This is a genomic window from Devosia beringensis, assembly GCF_014926585.1.
Taxonomy (GTDB): Bacteria; Pseudomonadota; Alphaproteobacteria; order Rhizobiales; family Devosiaceae; genus Devosia; species Devosia beringensis.
The window spans coordinates 99,005-117,014 of the sequence record NZ_CP045422.1 but is presented as its reverse complement, the minus strand read 5'-3'; the positions used below and the strand labels follow the sequence as shown (position 1 = coordinate 117,014).

The 18,010-nt window shown below is 61.8% G+C and carries 22 protein-coding genes and 2 tRNA genes; 12 read left to right on the top strand and 12 right to left on the bottom strand.

What is annotated here, in order from left to right:
- Positions 1-13 precede the first annotated feature (13 nt).
- The 5 genes from glpX to GDR53_RS00670 all read left to right on the top strand — a co-directional run bounded on the left by glpX (position 14) and on the right by GDR53_RS00670 (position 6,278).
- Positions 14-1,000, top strand: a complete 987-nt coding sequence (glpX, locus tag GDR53_RS00690) for a class II fructose-bisphosphatase (RefSeq protein WP_193336217.1) — start codon at positions 14-16, stop codon at positions 998-1,000.
- Positions 1,001-1,046: 46 nt separating this feature from the next.
- Entirely contained in the window at positions 1,047-2,834 is a 1,788-nt protein-coding gene (recJ, locus tag GDR53_RS00685) for a single-stranded-DNA-specific exonuclease RecJ (protein ID WP_193336216.1), read from the top strand.
- A 78-nt stretch (positions 2,835-2,912) separates the two neighbouring features.
- Positions 2,913-4,247 carry an NAD(P)/FAD-dependent oxidoreductase gene (locus GDR53_RS00680; protein WP_193336215.1) on the top strand — a complete coding sequence of 445 codons (1,335 nt, stop codon included), beginning with the start codon at positions 2,913-2,915 and terminating at the stop codon, positions 4,245-4,247.
- Positions 4,244-5,017, top strand: coding sequence for a DUF1365 domain-containing protein (locus GDR53_RS00675; RefSeq protein WP_193336214.1), 774 nt, complete (start codon positions 4,244-4,246; stop codon positions 5,015-5,017). Before GDR53_RS00680 ends, GDR53_RS00675 begins: the two co-directional genes overlap by 4 nt.
- A 25-nt stretch (positions 5,018-5,042) precedes the next feature.
- Complete coding sequence (locus GDR53_RS00670) at positions 5,043-6,278, top strand: SAM-dependent methyltransferase (protein WP_193336213.1); 1,236 nt, start codon at positions 5,043-5,045, stop codon at positions 6,276-6,278.
- A 65-nt stretch (positions 6,279-6,343) separates the two neighbouring features.
- Here GDR53_RS00670 and GDR53_RS00665 read toward each other — a convergent pair whose 3' ends face one another.
- The 8 genes from GDR53_RS00665 to GDR53_RS00630 form a co-directional block, all read right to left on the bottom strand.
- Positions 6,344-6,640 (bottom strand): PRC-barrel domain-containing protein, encoded by a 297-nt coding sequence (locus tag GDR53_RS00665; RefSeq protein WP_193337898.1) that lies wholly within the window; start codon positions 6,638-6,640, stop codon positions 6,344-6,346.
- A gap of 338 nt (positions 6,641-6,978) precedes the next feature.
- Complete coding sequence (locus tag GDR53_RS00660; protein ID WP_193336212.1) at positions 6,979-7,737, bottom strand: SDR family NAD(P)-dependent oxidoreductase; 759 nt, start codon at positions 7,735-7,737, stop codon at positions 6,979-6,981.
- Positions 7,734-8,393, bottom strand: a complete 660-nt coding sequence (locus tag GDR53_RS00655) for a ChrR family anti-sigma-E factor (RefSeq protein WP_193336211.1) — start codon at positions 8,391-8,393, stop codon at positions 7,734-7,736. The genes GDR53_RS00660 and GDR53_RS00655 overlap by 4 nt, the downstream gene beginning before the upstream one ends.
- On the bottom strand, positions 8,390-8,932 hold the full coding sequence (locus GDR53_RS00650; RefSeq protein ID WP_193336210.1) for a sigma-70 family RNA polymerase sigma factor: 543 nt from the start codon (positions 8,930-8,932) through the stop codon (positions 8,390-8,392). The genes GDR53_RS00655 and GDR53_RS00650 overlap by 4 nt, the downstream gene beginning before the upstream one ends.
- A gap of 211 nt (positions 8,933-9,143) precedes the next feature.
- Positions 9,144-9,218: transfer RNA gene (locus GDR53_RS00645), tRNA-Glu, on the bottom strand.
- Positions 9,219-9,266: 48 nt separating this feature from the next.
- Positions 9,267-9,341: transfer RNA gene (locus GDR53_RS00640), tRNA-Glu, on the bottom strand.
- A 72-nt stretch (positions 9,342-9,413) separates the two neighbouring features.
- Complete coding sequence (locus GDR53_RS00635; protein ID WP_193336209.1) at positions 9,414-9,890, bottom strand: YcbK family protein; 477 nt, start codon at positions 9,888-9,890, stop codon at positions 9,414-9,416.
- Between the two features lie 139 nt (positions 9,891-10,029).
- Positions 10,030-10,446 (bottom strand): VOC family protein, encoded by a 417-nt coding sequence (locus GDR53_RS00630; RefSeq protein ID WP_193336208.1) that lies wholly within the window; start codon positions 10,444-10,446, stop codon positions 10,030-10,032.
- Between the two features lie 181 nt (positions 10,447-10,627).
- Between GDR53_RS00630 and GDR53_RS00625 the strand changes: the two genes are divergently transcribed.
- The gene (locus GDR53_RS00625) at positions 10,628-11,251 is read left to right on the top strand and encodes a cold-shock protein (RefSeq protein ID WP_193336207.1); all 624 of its coding nucleotides are present in this window, start codon (positions 10,628-10,630) and stop codon (positions 11,249-11,251) included.
- A 10-nt stretch (positions 11,252-11,261) separates the two neighbouring features.
- Positions 11,262-11,741, top strand: a complete 480-nt coding sequence (locus GDR53_RS00620) for a DUF192 domain-containing protein (RefSeq protein ID WP_232846685.1) — start codon at positions 11,262-11,264, stop codon at positions 11,739-11,741.
- 97 nt (positions 11,742-11,838) lie between these two features.
- Here GDR53_RS00620 and trhA read toward each other — a convergent pair whose 3' ends face one another.
- Positions 11,839-12,519, bottom strand: coding sequence for a PAQR family membrane homeostasis protein TrhA (trhA, locus tag GDR53_RS00615; protein ID WP_193336206.1), 681 nt, complete (start codon positions 12,517-12,519; stop codon positions 11,839-11,841).
- A 185-nt stretch (positions 12,520-12,704) separates the two neighbouring features.
- Here trhA and GDR53_RS00610 point away from each other — a divergent pair, with 185 nt between their 5' ends.
- The 4 genes from GDR53_RS00610 (at position 12,705) to GDR53_RS00595 (ending at position 15,652) form a co-directional block, all read left to right on the top strand.
- Entirely contained in the window at positions 12,705-13,145 is a 441-nt protein-coding gene (locus GDR53_RS00610; protein WP_193336205.1) for an ArsR/SmtB family transcription factor, read from the top strand.
- A 469-nt stretch (positions 13,146-13,614) separates the two neighbouring features.
- Positions 13,615-14,367, top strand: a complete 753-nt coding sequence (locus GDR53_RS00605) for a hypothetical protein (protein WP_193336204.1) — start codon at positions 13,615-13,617, stop codon at positions 14,365-14,367.
- Complete coding sequence (locus GDR53_RS00600; RefSeq protein WP_193336203.1) at positions 14,360-15,001, top strand: hypothetical protein; 642 nt, start codon at positions 14,360-14,362, stop codon at positions 14,999-15,001. The genes GDR53_RS00605 and GDR53_RS00600 overlap by 8 nt, the downstream gene beginning before the upstream one ends.
- 3 nt (positions 15,002-15,004) lie before the next feature.
- A complete protein-coding gene (locus GDR53_RS00595; RefSeq protein WP_193336202.1) occupies positions 15,005-15,652 on the top strand; it encodes a hypothetical protein in 648 nt (215 codons plus the stop codon).
- 122 nt (positions 15,653-15,774) lie between these two features.
- On the opposite strand, the gene GDR53_RS00590 is transcribed toward GDR53_RS00595, so the two are convergent.
- Together GDR53_RS00590 and GDR53_RS00585 are read right to left on the bottom strand one after the other, a co-directional pair.
- Positions 15,775-16,884, bottom strand: a complete 1,110-nt coding sequence (locus tag GDR53_RS00590) for a tyrosine-type recombinase/integrase (RefSeq protein ID WP_193336201.1) — start codon at positions 16,882-16,884, stop codon at positions 15,775-15,777.
- A gap of 7 nt (positions 16,885-16,891) precedes the next feature.
- Positions 16,892-17,077: a hypothetical protein gene (locus tag GDR53_RS00585; RefSeq protein WP_193336200.1), complete on the bottom strand. Its 186-nt coding sequence runs from the start codon at positions 17,075-17,077 to the stop codon at positions 16,892-16,894.
- 108 nt (positions 17,078-17,185) lie between these two features.
- Here GDR53_RS00585 and GDR53_RS00580 point away from each other — a divergent pair, with 108 nt between their 5' ends.
- The gene (locus tag GDR53_RS00580; protein WP_193336199.1) at positions 17,186-17,422 is read left to right on the top strand and encodes a hypothetical protein; all 237 of its coding nucleotides are present in this window, start codon (positions 17,186-17,188) and stop codon (positions 17,420-17,422) included.
- A 2-nt stretch (positions 17,423-17,424) separates the two neighbouring features.
- Here GDR53_RS00580 and GDR53_RS00575 read toward each other — a convergent pair whose 3' ends face one another.
- Complete coding sequence (locus GDR53_RS00575; RefSeq protein WP_193336198.1) at positions 17,425-17,871, bottom strand: HNH endonuclease; 447 nt, start codon at positions 17,869-17,871, stop codon at positions 17,425-17,427.
- Positions 17,872-18,010: the final 139 nt, after the last annotated feature.

Below are 18,010 nucleotides of genomic sequence, written 5' to 3'. Positions count from 1 at the left end.
TGAGGGAGGACACATGAAGCTGAGCAAAGTCGAGGGCGGCAAGAGCCCCGCCAACCTGCACCGCAGCCTGGCGCTCGAACTGGTGCGCGTCACCGAGGCCGCCGCCATTGCCGCCGCCGAATGGCGCGGCAAGGGCAATGAAAAGGCGGCCGATGATGCCGCTGTACAGGCCATGAAGGCGCAACTGGACAGCGTTGCCATTGCCGGCCGCATCGTCATTGGCGAGGGCGAGGAAAACGAATGCGATGAACTCTATATCGGCCAGGCGGTCGGTCTGGGCAGCGGTCCGCAGGTCGATATTGCCGTCGACCCGCTCGAAGGCGTCACCCTCTGCGCCAAGAACCAGCCCGATTCCATCGTCGTGCTGGCCATGGCCGAGCGCGGCGGCCTGCTCAACGTCGCTCGCAACGTCTATATGCACAAGATCGCCATCGGCGCCGAATATCCGGCAGGCACGGTGCATATCGACTGGACTGCCACCCAGAACGTCAACGCCTTGGCCAAGGCCAAGGGCGTGCCGCTCAACGAGATCACCGCCATCGTGCTTGACCGGCCGCGCCATGCCGGGCTGATCGAGGAACTGCGCGCCACCGGCGTCGCGGTCAAGCTGATCAGCGACGGCGACATTGCCGGCGTCATCCATGCCGTCAGCACCGAGGATACCGGCATCGATATCTATCTCGGCTCCGGCGGCGCTCCCGAAGGCGTGCTGGCCGCGGCGGCCCTGCGCTGCATCGGCGGTCACATGCAGGGCAAGCTGATCCTCGATACGCCGGCCAAACGCGAACGCGCCCGCGAAATGGGCATTACCGATCCAAACCGTATCTATGACGTTACCGATCTGGCCGCCGGCGACGTGCTGGTGGCGGCCACCGGCGTCACCGACGGCACCCTGCTCGAGGGCGTCCGGCTGCGCCGCAACCGCGTCGAGACCAGCACTGTCGTAATGCGCTCCTGGAGCCAGACGGTACGCTGGATCAAGGCGCGGCATGCGCGGTAAGGGGATAGTCCTTTCGCGCTGCGTCCAAATCGCCTACCTCTGAGCCATGCTCGATGCGCCGCGCCCTTTTCTTGATGTCTCCCGCTCGGTCACGGGCCGCGCCTGGGTGGATCGGCTCGATCCAGCCGCTACCCGCATCGCCACGGCCATTGCCCAGCGCAATGGCACGTCCGAAATTCTCGCCCGCGTCATGGCGGCGCGCGGCATCGCCCTTGATGACGCCGAAAAATACCTCGAGCCCACTATTCGCGGGCTGATGCCCGATCCGTCGACCCTGACCGCCATGGATGGCCTGGCCGACCGGCTGGCCAAGGCCGTTGCCGACAATGAATCGGTGGCCCTGTTTGGCGATTATGACGTCGATGGCGCCTGTTCCTGCGCCCTGATGGCGCGCTACCTCCGCCACTTTGGCCTCGAGCCGCAGGTGCATATCCCGGACCGCATCTTTGAGGGCTATGGTCCCAATATCGCGGCCATGGACAAGCTGATCGATGCCGGCGCCACGCTGATCATCACGCTCGACTGCGGCACCACCAGCGAAAAACCCATTGCCCATGCCCGCAGCCGCGGCGCCGATGTGCTGGTCATCGACCACCATCTGGCCGATCACGCGCTGCCCGAGGCCAATGCCCTGGTCAATCCCAACCGGCCCGACGATATTTCTGGCCTGGGCTATCTCTGCGCCGCCGGCGTGACCTTCATGGTGCTGGTGGCCGTCAACCGCGTACTGCGCCAGCGCGGCGACACCGGACTGCCCGACCTGCTCAAGCTGCTCGATATCGTCGCCCTCGGCACGGTCTGCGATGTGGTGCCCTTGGTCGGGCTCAACCGCGCCTTTGTGGTGCGTGGCCTCGAGGTCGCCCGCCGCGGCGACAATGTCGGCATTGCCGCGCTGGCGCTGGCGGCCCGCGTCTCGGGCCCGCTCAACCCTTATCACCTGGGCTTTCTCATCGGCCCGCGCATCAATGCCGGTGGCCGGATCGGCAATGCCGCGCTGGGCACCGAACTGCTGACCGTCGACGACGAGCACCATGCGCTCGCCATCGCCGCCCGGCTCGACGACCTCAATACCGAACGCCAGCGCATCGAGGTCGAGGCGGTCGAGGAAGCCGTCGCCGTGGCCGAGCTCGAGATCGGCAGCGGCGAGGGCCCGCCGGTGCTCGTCCTGGCCTCGGCCAACTGGCATCCCGGCGTCGTCGGCCTCATCGCCTCGCGCCTCAAGGACCGCTTCGAGCGCCCCGCCTTTGCCATTGCCCTCAATGCCGACGGCACCGGCACCGGCTCGGGCCGCTCCATGCCCGGCGTCGACCTGGGCAGCGCGGTGATCCGCGCGGTCGAGACCGGCCTGATCGTCAAGGGCGGCGGCCACGCCATGGCGGCCGGCATCACCATCAAGCCGGGTCAGCTCGGGGCCTTCCGCGCTTTTCTAGCCGACGCCCTCTCGGTCGACGTCGCCATTGCCCGTGCCGCCACCGCCCTCAAGATCGACGCGGCGCTGACCGCCCGCGGCGCCAGCATCGACCTGGTCAAGGATCTCGAGCGGGCAGGGCCCTATGGTTCGGGCAATCCCGGACCGGTCATCGCCTTTCCCGCCCATCGTGCCAAGTTCGCCCAGGTGGTCGGCAAGGGCGGCCATGTCAGCTTTGCATTGGTCTCCGAGGACGGCGCCCGGCTCAAGGCCATCGCCTTCCGCGCCGCCAGCACCGCCATCGGCGATGCCCTGCTGCGCGGCAATGAGGGGGCCTTTCACTTCGCCGGCAGCCTCAGCATCGATCACTATCAGGGTCGCGAACAGGTGCAGTTCCGCCTGACCGATCTGGCAAAACCCAAGTGAAATCAGAAACTTTGTGCTGATCCACTCCGTAACTGCGTGCGTAACAAGGCCCACAGCCAAGACGGAGACTCCTCGATCATGACCGCTAGCCGCATCGCCGTTATCGGATCGGGAATCTCAGGCCTTTCAGCCGCTTGGCTGCTCTCCAAGTCCCAGGATGTCACCGTTTTCGAGCGCCAGTCGCGGCTGGGCGGCCATGCCAATACCTTCATGGCCACCACCCCCGAGGGCCAGGTCGCCGTCGATACCGGCTTCATTGTCTATAACGAGCAGAACTACCCTAATCTGACCGCCTTCTTTGCCCATCTCGGCGTGCCCACGGCGGCCTCCTGGATGAGCTTTGCCGTCTCCATCGGCGAGGGCCAGCGTGAATATTCCGGAGAGTATCTCAATGGCCTGTTCGGCCAGCGCCGCAACATCATCCGCCCGCAGCACTGGCGCCTGGTCAGCGACATCATGCGCTTCTTCCGCAAGGCCGAGCAGCAGATCGCCACCTGCAGCGATGATCTCTCGATCGGCCAGTTCCTCGAACGCTTCGGCTATTCCAAGATCTTCATCCAGGATCACATCCTGCCCATTTCCGCCGCCATCTGGTCGACGCCGTCCCAAGGCATGCTCGACTTTCCGGCGCGCACCTTCATCGAATTCTTCGCCAATCACTCGCTGCTGCAGGTCAACAACCGCCCGCTCTGGCGCACTGTCCAGGGCGGCAGCGGCCAATATGTGCAGCGCCTGGCCGCGCAGAGCACATTTGCCACCGAGCTGGGTGCCGAAATCGCCTCGGTCCGCCGTGACGCCCACGGCGCCGATCTGGTCTTTGCCGACGGCAGCCGCCGCCATTTCGACCAGGTCGTCTTTGCCTGCCATGCCGATGAGGCGCTGGCTTTGCTGGCCGAGCCAACCGAGGCCGAGCGCCGCGTGCTGGGCGCCTTCCGCTTCAACAATAATCACGCCGTGCTGCATACCGACGCCAGCTTCATGCCGCGCCGCAAGCATCTTTGGTCATCCTGGAACTATCTGCGCGCCGCCAAGGGCGAGAGCGCGCTCAGTCTGACCTACTGGATGAACAGCCTGCAGCCGCTGGCCACCAAGACCAATCTCTTCGTCACGCTCAATCCGCATCGGGACTTCGCGCCGGGCACGGTGCAATACGAGGTCGATTACGCCCATCCCCTGTTCGACGCCGCCGCCATCACGGCGCAGAAGGACCTCTGGCAGGTCCAGGGCGTGCAGGGGACCTGGTTTGCCGGTGCCTGGATGGGCTACGGCTTCCACGAGGACGGCCTGCAGGCGGGGCTCGAAGTGGCCGAGCGCATCGGCCCTGTGCAGCGCCCCTGGCAGGTCGGCCAGCAGCGCGACCGCATCGCCCATAACTGGACTGCCGGCGACCAGAGCCTGCGGGCGGCGGAGTGACCGTTACGACGGACATGCTCGGCGCCATCTATGCCGGTGACGTAGTGCACAAGCGGGCCCGGCCGAAACGCCATGCCCTGCGCTATCGCGTGTTTTCCATGCTGGTCGATCTCGACCAGCTCGAGGCGCTCGACAGGAGCCTGCGGTTCTTCTCGCTCGACCGTTTCAACCTGGTCTCGCTGGTCACCCGCGACTTCGGCCCGCGCGACGGCTCCAGCATCGCCGCCTTCATTCGCGGCAAGGCGGCTGCGGCCGGTGCAGGCGAGATCGCCCGCATCCGCATGCTGGCCTATCCGCGCCTTCTAGGCTTTGCCTTCAATCCCATCACCGTCTATTTCTGCGACGACGCCGAAGGGGTGACGCGGTTCCTGGCCTATGAGGTCAGCAATACCTTTGGCGAGCACCATTTCTACGAGGCCACCGTGGCCGGCCACGGAGAGGAGCTGCATCACGAGGCCCGCAAGGCCTTCTATGTGTCGCCCTTCAACACGCTCGAGGGCAGCTACCGCTTTTCTGTCCGTGCACCGGACGAACAGGTCTTTGTCGGCATTACCCTGTCGACCGGGGAGGGGGGGATACTGACTGCCTATTTCGAGGGTAAGCGACGACCGCTGACCGACAAAATCCTCTTGAAACTGCTGCTTGCATATCCATTTATGACCGCTAAAGTGGTGCTGGGCATACATTGGGAGGCCCTGCTGCTTCTGCTGAAAGGCATGCCGCTGACATTGAAACTGCGGCGCCACCTCAAGCGTGGACACCAAGCTTAGTGGACGAGTTGGATCTCTGGGGCCAATGACTAAAACAGCAATCGACAACAGCAATACCGGCGTTACGCCGTGGACGAGTGTGGTCTCCTGGGCGGTTGATCGCATCGGCGTCTGGCTGGTGGGCAAGCCGCAGCACGGATCGGTGACGGTGATTTTCCCCAATGGTCGCACCCGCACCATCGGCAATCCGGCGACCGGCGAACACGCCGTGCTGCGCCTCAACAATTTCCGGGTGCTCAGCGAAGCCATGCAGCGCGGTACGGTCGGCTTTGCCGCGGCCTATATGAACGGCGATATCGAGGTCGACGACCTCACCGCCTTGTTGCGCTTCTTCCTGCAGAACCGCGACATGTTCGAGCAGGCCAATCCGGGCTTCTTCCGCCGCGCCGCCGGCGATCTGCACTACCATCTGTCGCGCCGCAACACGCTCGAGGGCTCCAAGAAGAACATTGCCGAGCACTATGACCTGGGCAATGATTTCTACGGGCAGTGGCTCGACCCCTCCATGACCTATTCCTCGGCGCTGTTCACCTCGGGCGATCAGAGCCTCGAGGAAGCCCAGAACATCAAGTACCGCCGCGTCGCCGACCTTGCCGGCATCACCCCGGGTTCCTCGGTGCTCGAGATCGGCTGCGGCTGGGGCGGCTTTGCCGAGACGGTAGCGCGCGACTACCAGGCCAATCTGCGCGGCATCACCCTGTCGGCCGAGCAGCTCAAATATGGCAAGGAGCGCCTCGCCAAGCAGGGACTCGATGAATATGCCACCCTGGTATTTGAGGACTATCGCCATACCGAGGGTCAGTTCGACCATATCGGCTCGATCGAGATGATCGAGGCCGTGGGCGAAGACAATTGGGACAGCTATTTCCAGACCGTGCATGACCGGCTCAAGCCGGGCGGCACCGCCGCCATCCAGGCCATCACCATCAACGAGGCCGATTTTGACGGCTATCGCAGCGGCCCCGACTTCATCCAGCGCTACATCTTCCCCGGCGGCATGCTGCTGACCAAGACGGTGATGAAGGAATTCGGCGAAAAATACGGCCTGGTACTGGAAAATGTCGACACGTTCCGGCTGTCCTACGCCAAGACGCTCAAGCTGTGGCGCGAGCGTTTCCTCGAGCGCTGGCCGGTCATCGCCCCGCTTGGCTATGACGACGAGTTCCGCCGCAAGTGGATCTACTATCTCAGCTATTGCGAGGCCGGCTTTGCCGAAGGCTCGATCGACGTCGGCATCTACCAGTATCGCCGCCCGGTCTGAGGGTCGGTAGAAAAGCAAAACCCCCGGACCTGAGGTCCGGGGGTTTTTATTGGCGCGCGACAGGATCAGTGGTGATGCTCGGGCATCTGCTCAAGCTGGTCCTTGGTCCAGGTCGTGACGGCATGGACGTCGCCATCGGCGTCGCGCATGAATTCGAGCTCATTGGCGGGAACGGCGACCGGCTTCGCGCCCAGGCCGAGGAAACCACCGACATCGATGATGATGCGGCTGGAAATGCCGGTGCCGTGTATGTGGGACACGTGGCCGACCTTGTGATCGTCAGCGCCATAGATCGTGGCGCCTTCCAGCGCAGCTGGCGTCAGCTCTTCGGGCGACAGGCGAATGTGGCTGCTGTGGTCCATGGTAAAGTCTCCTGCATGAGGGTTCACCGGAGACAACGGTGCAGCGGCCGCACTGTTCCGTCCGGTCTGTGAATTGGGCAAGACCTGCTCCAACCGCTCGAGGGCCAGGCCCACCCGGCGCGCCACCTCGACATCGAACGTATGGTCGGGCGCCGTGCGCTCATAGTCGCGCAACTGCTCGGGCGTTACGCCGGCTTCCGCGGCAAATGCTTCAGGTTCGAGCTCAAGCGACAGGCGCCGGTTGTGATCGCCCTTGGGCTGCCGCAGGCTGGGATCGGGCAGGATGGTCATGGCAGGTCTCCTTGGTTGAAAGGAGAAGTGTCCAGCTCGCCAAAGGTTCAATCCTTGGGCAGCATCTTGCTGGTCAGCCAGAAGAAGACCGGGTATGGCAGCCAGCGCACCGTCTTCATCAGCCAGACCATGCGCTTGGGAAAGGCGATCTCGAACCGGTCCGACTGCGTCAGCCCATCGACGATCCGCACCGCCGCGTCGGCCGTTTCCATCAGGAAGGGCATGGGGAAGTCATTCTTGTCGGTCAGCTCGGATTTGACGAAACCCGGCACGATCATCCGTACGGTGATATTGCGGGGCGCCAGTTCGGTACGCATTGTCTCAAGCAGGTTGATCAGACCGGCCTTGGTCGAGGAATAGGCGGCCGAGCGCGGCAGGCCGAAATAGCCGGCTACCGACGCGATAACCGAAAAGTGCCCGCCACCCTGGCGATCCATCTGCGCCAGCAGTGGATTGGCCACGCGCAGCACGCCGAGATAATTGGTGTCGACGATCTTGGCGAATTTGTCATAGTCATAATCGCCGACATCCATCGGCTGCCAGGCGGCAGCGCCGAAGATGAACAGGTCGATCCGGCCCAGTTCGGCGGCGATTTTCTGCACGGTCGCCGCGATGGCCTCGCCATCCGTCACATCCAGCGGATAACCACTGATCGTGGGGTGGCCTTGCGCAACGGCAGCTAGCTTGTCCTCGCGGCGACCCGAAATCGCCACCGTCCAGCCCCGTTTGGCCAGCAGCTGGGCCACGGCGGCGCCGATCCCCGATCCCCCGCCGATGATCCAGGCCACGCCCGGTTGCAGGCTCATAGCCCGAACAGCGGCTGCAGTGCGCGCATCAGCCGACCGCGGAAGGTCAGGCGCGCGTCAACGGCCACCAGGCATATGCAGTCCTCGCCAGGCTCGGCGATGGGCTGGTGCTCCACCTCCTCGTCATGGTCGGCAATGTCGCCCTTGGCGAAAACGCCAAAGCGGTCGCGATAGGCGCCCGAGAGGATGAGCGTGAGTTCCTGGCCGCCATGGCCGTGCTCGGGTACCGGCCGGCCGGCCGCCACGCGCAGCAGCATCAGCCGCGAGCGGCCGTCCTGGCCCCAGGCCAGGTCAGCCGTGGCCACGCCGGGCCCGGTCCACTTCCAGCGCACGCCACCCAGCCCATGCGGCAGATGGCGCTGCAGGGGCAGGGGCACGTCACCGGCGGCCGGACGGGCATCATGTGGCACGACAGCGATCGTGTCGCCGTCCTCGCCCAGCGCATCCAGCAGGCGGTCGAGCGCGCCATTGGCCAAGTCAGCCTCCGGTTCGTCCGTCAGCAGGGCGCCACCAATGGTGTTGATGTGGCGCAGCGTCTCCCTGCCGCCTTCCGACATCGCCAGATGCGTCGCAATCACGGTCGCATAGGGGTCTTCGAGCGTTCCGGCGCTGAACGCCATCAGGGTGGTAATATCGGGGTGGTGGTTCACATTCATTGCAGATCCTCCAGCAGGGGCCGGAGCCGTCCATAGGCGAGGCGAAGTCGCGATTTCACGGTGCCCAGGGGAACGCCGAGGCTTTCGGCAATCTGGGCATGCGGCATGTCGTGGATGAAACTCAGGCGCACGACGTCCTGTTGTTCGGCGGGCAGGTTCTTGAGCGCCAGAGTGACGCGGTCGATCACCTGGCGCTGCTCGACCAGGGCACTGCCCAGCGGCGCGTCACTGGCGAGCTCCAGCGATTCGAGATCCTCATAGGGCTTGTTTGATTGCCGGCGCAGCTGGTCGATCCGAAGGTTGCGGGCAATGGTGAAGATCCAGGTGCTGGCCGCGCCGCGCTGGCTGGAATAGAGCGCTGCCTTGCGCCACACCGACACAAAGGTCTCCTGCACCAGATCCTCGGCCAGCGCATCGCCTGCGCCCAGCTTGAGCATCATCGATTTCACACGCGGCGCGAAATAGGTGAAGAGCGCCGCAAGGGCGGCCTTGTCGCGGCTTTCGGCGACGCGCAGCAACAGACTTGTTGGATCATCCATCGCCACTGTTCCGGCTATGCGCGCGATTTCTGGATCTGTCATGGCAAAGGCATACATCGGCAGCTCCGCACCTGTCAGCCCTCTTACGCAGGCAATTCGACGGCGGATCATGCAAATGGGCAAATGGTGTCTGCTGTACAGGCCATCAGCCGGCCCTGGGGCCAGCCACAATCGCAGCAGAACGCGCATAGAGTAGTAGGGAAAAGGTTTCTGGTACGCCCACGGGGAATCGAACCCCGCTCTGCACCGTGAGAGGGTGCCGTCCTGACCGATAGACGATGGGCGCAGACCTAGAAATCTAGCTTAATATGTACCATCCTTCAACAGGAAGGAATGGTACGCCCTAGGGGAATCGAACCCCTCTCTGCACCGTGAAAGGGTGCCGTCCTAACCGATAGACGAAGGGCGCTTAAGCGCTGCCGGTCGTATAATTGGGACATTTGGGTTGTGCAACCCATTTGCGCATTCATTGCCGTTTTTTTTAACAGCCCGAGAAAGTCACGGGCCGGTTGTAGCCGCGCGGACGGTCGCGCACGTCCACATGAATGAAGTCCCGACCCGGATAACAGCCCAATCCACCTACCGCCTCGGTGCGCATGGCAAACAGGATCAGGTCGCGCTTGTCGACGCCCGGGATGTAGAAGTCGGCGGCCATGCAGCGCGTATGATATGAATTGTCGGCGCCGCCGGCCTGGGCATTGTGGTTGCCGTCGCGATAGCCCGAATTCATGATCACCTTGCGCCCGAAATGGCCCTCGAACTCCCATACCAGGAAGCGCAGCTTGGGGCTCAGGCACAGGGCATTGACGTCGCGGCTGGATACATAGGTGCCCCAGTCGCTGCGCTTGTTGGCATAGCTGGCGCCACTCGAGCTGGCAAACATGGCCATCGGCACACAGGCGGCCAGGCTCACGGTACAGGCGACGATGGCGGCAAGGGAACGCAAGGCGGGGAACATGGCGACTTCCGAGGAACGCTTGTGTTGCTCTCGTACAACAGGCAATGGCCCGTCGCTGAAGTCGGTAAAATACCATCGGTTTTGCTAACCGCAGCCTAAGCGCCACGGTTAGCAAATCGTTAGTGATGCAGGGCGGCGGTTACCAGCTGCCGGTATTGGGCATCGACAGCCACGGCTCCTGCGGCGCCAGGTCGCCTTCCTGGATCAGCTCGATCGAAATCCCGTCCGGCGAGCGCACAAAGGCCATGTGGCCGTCACGCGGCGGGCGATTGATGATCACGCCCATGTCGCTCAGGTGCTGGCACAGCGCATAGATGTCCTTGACCCGATAGGCCAGGTGGCCAAAATTGCGACCGCCGGCATAGACTTCCGGATCCCAGTTATAGGTCAGCTCGACCTGGCCGCCCTCGTCGCCCGGTGCCGCCAGGAAAATCAGCGTAAAGCGGCCCTTTTCATTGTCGATGCGCCGCACTTCCTCCAGGCCCAGGCCGTTGCAGTAGAAGCGCAAGCTGTCTTCGACATTGGTGATGCGAACCATCGTGTGCAAATAGCGCATGGCGTATTCCTCAGTGCAATTTCGGTCTGGTCTTGGCCTAGCAAGTGTCACGCCAGGCCGCAATCGCCGCACCACACAACAAATTCCTAAGAGATGCTTAACAAGCGACTCTGAATCGGACAGAGTGGCGTCTAGTGTGGAGTACCTCGCAGCGGCGGGGCGAGTACAAGGGGCTGGGACGATGGGGGCCGATTCTGGTGGCAATGGTGACGAGCCCTTGGGCTTGTCGCAGGAGGATGGTGCGGTGACGCATGCCGATCCTTTGGGCAATTCCGGCGAGTCCGGGCTCGACACCATCGAGATTGCCGGATCCATCAAGTGGTTCGACGCCGGCAAGGGTTTCGGCTTCATCGTGCCCGACAACGGCATGCCCGATGTCCTGCTGCACGTGACCTGCCTGCGCCGCGACGGTTACCAGAGCGCCCATGAGGGTGCCCGCATCGTTGTCGAGGCACTCAACCGGCCCGGCGGGCTGCAGGCCTTCCGTATCGTTTCAATGGATGAATCCACCGCCCGGCACCCGGCCCAGATGGCCGCGCCGCGCACCCATGTCGTGGTCGAGCCGACTTCCGGCATGGTGCGTCTCGAGGTCAAGTGGTTCAACCGCATCCGCGGTTTCGGCTTTCTCTCGGCCGGTGAGGGTACGCCCGACATTTTTGTGCATATGGAAACCCTGCGCCGCTTCGGCATCACCGAATTGCGGCCCGGTCAGTTCGTGCTGGTTCGGTACGGCAACGGCCCTAAGGGCCTTATGGTCGCCGAAATTCGGCCCGATGGTTGGGGCGACGCTCCTTCCTCGCACTAGGAATATTCTGATGATGATTGCCCAAGGCTTCGCGCCGGCCGTACGGCGTGCCGGTGTGCTTCTGGCCGTGCTCATGGTGGCTGCTCCGCTCGCCGCCTGCAGCGACGAGGGCAAGCTGGTGCTGCATACCGCCACCGGCGAGCACGCCTTCAATGTCGAACTTGTCGACACGCCGGAAAGCCGCGCCAAGGGGCTGATGTTCCGCGAGGAACTGGCTGACGACGCCGGCATGCTGTTTGATTTCAAGCAAGAGCGTGAGGTGTCGTTCTGGATGAGCAATACCCTGATCCCGCTCGACATGATCTTTGTCGGCGCCGACGGGGTGGTCAAGACCATCCATGTCAATGCCCGGCCGCAGGACCTGACCTCCATTCCCTCGCAGGTACCGGTGCAGTTCGTGCTCGAAATTCCCGGTGGCCGCTCCGAAGAGCTGGGCCTGCAGCCGGGCGATACGATGGAACATGAGCGGGTCGGCGCGCCGGTCGACTAGAGCGTTTTCAGCAAAAGTGGCTCCACTTTTGCGGTTCGAAAACGCGACAAACCGAAGAGCTAGAGCCATAGAACCGTTTCAGAAACGGTGAAATGCTCTAGACCCGGTGGATGACCATGAAGTCGATCACCGCCCAGAGGTGAAGGCTGGCGCCGGCCACGACGAAGACGTGCCACAGCGCGTTCTGGAACTTCAGCTTTTCCCACAGATGGAAAATGATCCCCAGCGAGTAGGTGACGCCGCCGGCGAGCACCAGCATCATGGTGGAGTGGGGCAGGGTCTGTGCCAGCGACTGGAATACCAGGATGCCGCTCCAGCCGATGGCCAGGTAGAGCGCGATGGCCAGCCGGCCGAAATGCTCGGGCACGATCAGCTTGAGCGCCACCCCGACCAGCGAGGCGCCCCAGACGAACGTCGTCATCAGCGCACCGGTCGTGGTGCCACCCAGCACCGCCAGGAAGGGCGTGTAGGTTCCGGCGATGAACAGGAATATGGCCGCCTGGTCAAGCCGGGCCAGCCACATCTTGATCGGCGAGACGGGCCATTGGTTATAGGCGAGCGATACCCCCAGCACGACGATCAGGCTGGTGACATAGATCGATAGCGCGGGCAGTTCGGGCGCTGCTTCCATGATGGCAAAGGCCAGCAAAACTGCACCGGCAACCCCGGCGCCGATAAGACCCAGCACATGCACAATGCCGTCGGCAATCAGCTCAGCCGTGGTGTAGGGGCGGTGTGCCCGGCTCCACCACGAATATGCCGCCTGAGATTTTTCCATGCCATGTCTCCCTGTTCCGACCTTCGCGCAGGGAAGTGACCAGAATATTGCCGATGCCGACCGATCGCGGGGCATCATGAACGCTCGACCAACGTATCTGGTGAACAATCGGTTGCATATCCAGTGCGCCCCTTGACGAGTAACCCCATCGTTACCTAGGCAGCAGGAAACGCCTGGGAACCGCCATGCCCCCGATCGCCATTCTTGTCGCCCTCGCCGATCCGACTCGCTGCCGCCTGATCGAGCTGCTGCAGGGCGGCCCGCAGCCCGTACACGTGCTGGCGGCTGCGTTCCGGATCAGCCGCCCCGCCATCTCGCGGCACCTGCGGGTGCTCAAGCAGTCCGGGCTGATCAGCGAGAAGAAGTTCGGCCGGGAAAACCGCTATGCCTTGCACCCCGGCAAGCTGGCGCCGGTGCAGCGCTGGCTGGCCGGCCTGCTGCCTGCCGCCAGGATCACCGAGGCGCCGGCCGTTGTCATCCCGGCCGTCGAGCAGCCACTGCCCAAGGCCAGGCGCATACCCAAACCGGCCGCCACGCCCGTCATTCTGGTCCCGGCCCTTGCAGCCGAAGCCGCGGCACCGGCGCCGGCCAAGCCTGCCGTCTCGCAGATGGGTTTTGATTTCTAGCAATCAGGGCAAGGAAAATCTGGCGGTCCCGGCAGGACTCGAAGCCGGGGTTTCTGCCGTTGATTTCATTGCTCTTTTCGCGCTATTCCCGCACCCGCATCCAAGGTGCGGGGAATTGCGTTCTCGATTTGATACCCTTCGAGTAGCTGAAGGCGGCTAAATAGACTGAGACTTTGTTCCTCACGCCAGAAAATGCGCTGGACTTCGTCAACCGTGAACGAAACCAAGGCGGCATCCGCGAACCGGCAGCGAAGGCCTTACATTCTCCCGTCGCCACTACCATTTCTCTCCAACATGAAGTTTGCTGCACTGCGGTCTCAACTGGGAATCCCGCGGCAGAAGTTGGCGCCATTTGTTGTTCAGCGTTGCCGCTGCTCACTTTGTCGCAGTAACCCTTGATTAATTTATCAGTTGATGAACCATTGGCATTGCACTATGCCGCCCATGAAATCGCGAGCGTTGATGTTTTATGGAAGATTGGCTTTTTCAGTACGCGCAGTTTGCCTGGTTTAAGGACGAATTCACAGGCGCTAAGGCTGCCTCGGTGTTCCTAAACGTTTTCGGCGAAGAGCCAGATAACACGCAGACAAATCGAAGCCTTGCTCCATCCGCACCCTTTAATTCGCAAGCCAGCACATTGATGGATGAGCGGCTTGAACAAGTGACTATATCCCCTGGTCGCATCGACATTATCCTGGCACACGCCGACCGCCAGCAGTCGGGGCCATGGGGTTGGAAGCTAGCTGAGGGCGTAAGACACGCCGAGCGGCTTATGGAAAAGGTCTCCGCAAGCACGGCACGCATGGGCGAGCTCAATCGAGTTGCGGTCATCATTACGCTAATTCGCAATCTTCCTCAGGCTTCCGACGCGACAAAATACCTTGTTCAGCGGTCTGGGTTGGACTTAGATGCGAAGGCCATTGACGTCCAGCTTCAAGTAAATATGCAGAGGCCGGGACCTGCTGGTAGTAGAATGAACAGGCTGATGAAATTCCACACAGCATCACTGCGGGATATCACCCTTGGCGTGAATGCAGGGCAGCCGACTAGCCCCCAGTTCGGCCCGGAGCGTCACGTTGCTGCACTACAGATCGATGTTAATTTGGCAATTGATGGCAAAACATACTTGCCCACAATAACGCCGAGTTTAGTCATTGAGCTGTTTGATGAGGCCCGCAAGCTCGCATTGTCTGGAAGTCTGTCAGGTTTGAAAGATGGCTAGAGCGCAGATTCCTGAAAGAGCGAAAAAGCAAAAGAAAGCTAAGCCTTACTCGCTTACCAAAGTTTTGGAGAACCAAGAGAAAGAGGAGCCCAGAAACGCCTCTTCCTTACGTCCAGATTTTTGGGCTTATCATTTAGAAAATTCGGCAACGCAGTGGTTTTGGGGCAATGCCCGTCAACCTCATGCTACCCATGAGCGTGTCTATAGGCTGAACTTCGCCGAGGAGCGCTCTTCATACCTCGATCGCGGTAAGTCGATGAGGGTCGCATATCCCGCGCTAGTGAACTATATAGACTGGTTGTCTACACTCGAAGATGATGAAGACGACCATGTATCTGTTGCGATTGCAGACAGGGCCAAGTCCTTAATTGGAATGATTGCTCAAACCAATGCCTATCCGCCTCGCGTTTTTTCACACGGTGGAGATGCTATCGTTCTTACTTGGGAAGAGATCGATCGCGCTTATCTTATGACGGTTACACGGCGAAAAGTTTCTTTGTTACACGTAAATAAGCTTACCAACCAACGTGAAACTAAGCTGCTGGACTTGCAGAGTGACGATGGTAGGTCTGAGGTTTTGCGTGCATTGGGCGAGGCGGCGACGTCGAACTCCCTGCTTTTGACAGGGTTCTAGAACGTGCCTGTTGAGGAAACTGTCGTCCGTTCGGTGGTCCATCCTCGGATAGAGGTTGACGGTGTAATATCACCACAAAAAATGATGGCACCGGGAAAAACAAAATCTCAGGGCGGTGAACCTGTGCTCGCGTTGTCGGTCGGAGCCAGATCTCTATTGCCCACCGACGACGATGCCCATGGCTTCGGATGTAAGGTCGCCGAGAAGGCACGCGCGGCCTCTCAACGGAAATTCGCTAAAAAACAGAGAGACTATCAGCGTCCCCGTGACACGGCGCATTACATTGGATCATTGGATATCGATGTAGCGTCCGTGGAAGCACTGGAATCGATATTTTTTTCGTTTGGCGTTGTCGACCTCCATCAGAAGGGTTTTGAGGCTCACTGGCATCTTGAATGGCGGCCTAAAGACGATGCCTTGGAGAGAATCGACGATGATGATGTCGCAACCGCTCGCACTGACCTGATCGACCAAATGTTCCGGTTGCTGTATCGGCCGCGGATCAAATTTTGTGATTGCGATGCTGACTTGTTGGAATTCTTGACGCCAATCGGAGATTCGGTTCTATCGTTCTTTCCTGAAGAATGTAGATCACGAGGCGAGCCTGCTGCTCAACCCAGTGATCTCCACAGGGGCCGCTTAAAACCGTAAGAAATGTGTCTGCTGTGTTGCCCGACAAAAGTTGATCTAACCGTAGTGCGCTTGCCGAGCGGACAGGGTGCAGGCAGCTCTTATTCGTTCTGACATTTCACACGACCACCATTATCACCGATTTACTGTTCTTTTCGGGCTGTCACTGCACTCCCGTCCGAGATACGAGAAATTGCGTTCTCGGTTTGGTACCCCGCCATCAGCTTTGATGCCGCCGATCCGCCCAAGACTTCCTTGCTGGCAGAGCGGGTATAATGCTCGGCCTGGGCGAGCGTCGACCATCCCCACATCGCCATCAGCTCGCTGGCGCTGGCGCCAGCTTGGGCGGCCAGCGTCGGCCCCGTCTTGCGCAGGCCATGGGCGCGCGAGGGCACGCCGGCTTCCTCACAACGATCGCGAAACCAGTTGCCGAAACTGTTGCTGCTCTCGAAGGCCGTGCCGCGCTCGGTGACCAGCAGCGTCAGGTCTCCCGTCTGGGTGGCTTCGATAGCCTCGAGCAGCGGCGGCAGTGCGGTGAAGGTCACGAACACGCCCGAACTGTTGACCGTCTTGCTCGGCCGGAACCGGACAATGCCGTTGCGGATATGCTGGTGGCCGAGGGTCACCGCATCGGAGCGGCGCAGGCCGGTGAACAGCAGGATGCGCATTGCGAGGTTGGCCATGGTCCCCAGCGGGTGGCGTTCCTCGAAGCGCTGCACATCTTCAATGCCCCACGGCCGGTGCCCGATGATCCGCGTCTTGACGAAATCCACATCGCGGCACGGATCGGTTTCGATCCAGCCGCGGGCCTTGGCATAGGCGAACATGGGCTTGATGGCCTTCATGTAGGCATTGGCGGCGTGGCCCCGGCCGGTGGCGGCGCGGCTTTCGCGGCCATCAATGATCTTTTGAGCGGTGATGCGGCTGATTTGCACGGCGCCGGACTTGTCCACCATGCCGGCAAAGATCGAGTCGCGGCGCTTCTGCGTCTCGGCGCCGATCTCGTTACGGAAGTGGCTCGATTTCTTGTACTCGATCACCAGCCAGCGCAGCGTGCCCTGGTGCACGGCGGCGGCGCCACGGATGTGAGAGACCGGCTGGCCACGAAGCGCGGCCTGATAGGCCGGGTCGAACTCCGGCGTGCCATAGGCGGGCAGGCGCACCCGCGACCCTTTGCCGACGCGATAGTAAAACACCCAGGCACCGTGCCGGGTCTTTTCGCGAGTGACATTGGGGGGAAGCCTGGTGCGCATAAGCGCATCAAAGTTGGAAGTCATCGTCATCGTCAAGAGGGGCTAGCTTGCTGGCGCGCGCCAGGTCGGCGGGAACGATGCGGATTGTGCCGTCCCGGGCGATCTCCACCACGGCCGCAATGCCGACCTGATCGACCGCACGAAGAGCGCGAGCGACATCAGCCTGGGTAACCATGGCGGGGCGTCTACTCATGGCTTCACAGCCGCCTGGCGTCGGTGTAGACGCCTGTCGAGGTGCCAGTCGAGCAGGGGCAATGCACTAGCTTGATCACCGGGAATTCCCCTTATAGCATTCGCTCCTATGTCCGCTGATCAAGTCACCAACGACCGCATAGTCCTGTCTCGACATACGCTCGCAAAGTACGAGCAGATGGCGTCGACAGCGGTCCAGCCAGAGCAGACGCTTGGCCTGCTGCTGGACGAAGTGAAGGCGCTGCAGCAGATCGTTGCTCGCCATCCCGAGAAAGCAATGAGCGTCGGCGATTTGGTGCGGCGCTGGGAAGCGTTGGCGGATCGGCTGAAGACCAAGACGAACTAAGGTCACGGGTTTTGCTCCACAATCTGGCCGGTCACGCGGTCAACCCACACGCCTTTGGCTCGGGAATACTTGATGCGGGCGCCAGGCATTGAGCCCTGCGGCCGAAGACCGAGGCTGCGATCCGAGACACGCTTGCCCTTCGCCTGCATCGGAATGTCGTAGGTGGTTGTCTTGAATCCGTGGCAATCGACGCAGCAGGTGACAGCATTCCCCAGCACGTCGCTGCCGTCGTCCGTCGCTGGAATTGGATAGTGGTCTATTTCGACCCGCTTGCCGTCCAGAGAGGCGTTGCAGCGCTGGCCGGGGCGAAGGCCATAGACAGCGCCAATCGCCTCACAGCGGCCTCCGCTGCGCTCTCTGGCTTTGCGTTTTACCTTGGCGGAGAAGTTATGCCGGGGCATCGTCCGTCTCCAGATATCCTTGAGCAGTGAGGGTAAAGCGAGGACCATCGTCGGTTTCCTCGACAGTCAGATCCCCCCGCGTCACCATCTTCCGGAGCGACTTATGCCCAGCCTTCGGAATACTTGCGTCTGTACCTGGGCAGACAGAGCCGCCGGCCGAGGAGATCAGGAAGAGGAGCTGGCGCTC

What these genes read in the sequence shown, in the direction of transcription:
- recJ (WP_193336216.1), top strand. Translation starts at nt 1,047, where the DNA reads ATGCTCGATGCGCCGCGCCCTTTTCTTGATGTCTCCCGCTCGGTCACG.
- GDR53_RS00680 (WP_193336215.1), top strand. Translation starts at nt 2,913, where the DNA reads ATGACCGCTAGCCGCATCGCCGTTATCGGATCGGGAATCTCAGGCCTT.
- GDR53_RS00670 (WP_193336213.1), top strand. Translation starts at nt 5,043, where the DNA reads ATGACTAAAACAGCAATCGACAACAGCAATACCGGCGTTACGCCGTGG.
- GDR53_RS00605 (WP_193336204.1), top strand. Translation starts at nt 13,615, where the DNA reads ATGGAAGATTGGCTTTTTCAGTACGCGCAGTTTGCCTGGTTTAAGGAC.
- GDR53_RS00665 (WP_193337898.1), bottom strand. Translation starts at nt 6,640, where the DNA reads ATGGACCACAGCAGCCACATTCGCCTGTCGCCCGAAGAGCTGACGCCA.
- GDR53_RS00655 (WP_193336211.1), bottom strand. Translation starts at nt 8,393, where the DNA reads ATGAATGTGAACCACCACCCCGATATTACCACCCTGATGGCGTTCAGC.
- GDR53_RS00585 (WP_193336200.1), bottom strand. Translation starts at nt 17,077, where the DNA reads ATGAGTAGACGCCCCGCCATGGTTACCCAGGCTGATGTCGCTCGCGCT.
- GDR53_RS00630 (WP_193336208.1), bottom strand. Translation starts at nt 10,446, where the DNA reads ATGCGCTATTTGCACACGATGGTTCGCATCACCAATGTCGAAGACAGC.
- GDR53_RS00650 (WP_193336210.1), bottom strand. Translation starts at nt 8,932, where the DNA reads ATGGATGATCCAACAAGTCTGTTGCTGCGCGTCGCCGAAAGCCGCGAC.
- GDR53_RS00625 (WP_193336207.1), top strand. Translation starts at nt 10,628, where the DNA reads ATGGGGGCCGATTCTGGTGGCAATGGTGACGAGCCCTTGGGCTTGTCG.
- GDR53_RS00590 (WP_193336201.1), bottom strand. Translation starts at nt 16,884, where the DNA reads ATGCGCACCAGGCTTCCCCCCAATGTCACTCGCGAAAAGACCCGGCAC.
- GDR53_RS00580 (WP_193336199.1), top strand. Translation starts at nt 17,186, where the DNA reads ATGTCCGCTGATCAAGTCACCAACGACCGCATAGTCCTGTCTCGACAT.
- GDR53_RS00660 (WP_193336212.1), bottom strand. Translation starts at nt 7,737, where the DNA reads ATGAGCCTGCAACCGGGCGTGGCCTGGATCATCGGCGGGGGATCGGGG.
- GDR53_RS00620 (WP_232846685.1), top strand. Translation starts at nt 11,262, where the DNA reads ATGATGATTGCCCAAGGCTTCGCGCCGGCCGTACGGCGTGCCGGTGTG.
- GDR53_RS00635 (WP_193336209.1), bottom strand. Translation starts at nt 9,890, where the DNA reads ATGTTCCCCGCCTTGCGTTCCCTTGCCGCCATCGTCGCCTGTACCGTG.
- trhA (WP_193336206.1), bottom strand. Translation starts at nt 12,519, where the DNA reads ATGGAAAAATCTCAGGCGGCATATTCGTGGTGGAGCCGGGCACACCGC.
- GDR53_RS00575 (WP_193336198.1), bottom strand. Translation starts at nt 17,871, where the DNA reads ATGGTCCTCGCTTTACCCTCACTGCTCAAGGATATCTGGAGACGGACG.
- glpX (WP_193336217.1), top strand. Translation starts at nt 14, where the DNA reads ATGAAGCTGAGCAAAGTCGAGGGCGGCAAGAGCCCCGCCAACCTGCAC.
- GDR53_RS00600 (WP_193336203.1), top strand. Translation starts at nt 14,360, where the DNA reads ATGGCTAGAGCGCAGATTCCTGAAAGAGCGAAAAAGCAAAAGAAAGCT.
- GDR53_RS00610 (WP_193336205.1), top strand. Translation starts at nt 12,705, where the DNA reads ATGCCCCCGATCGCCATTCTTGTCGCCCTCGCCGATCCGACTCGCTGC.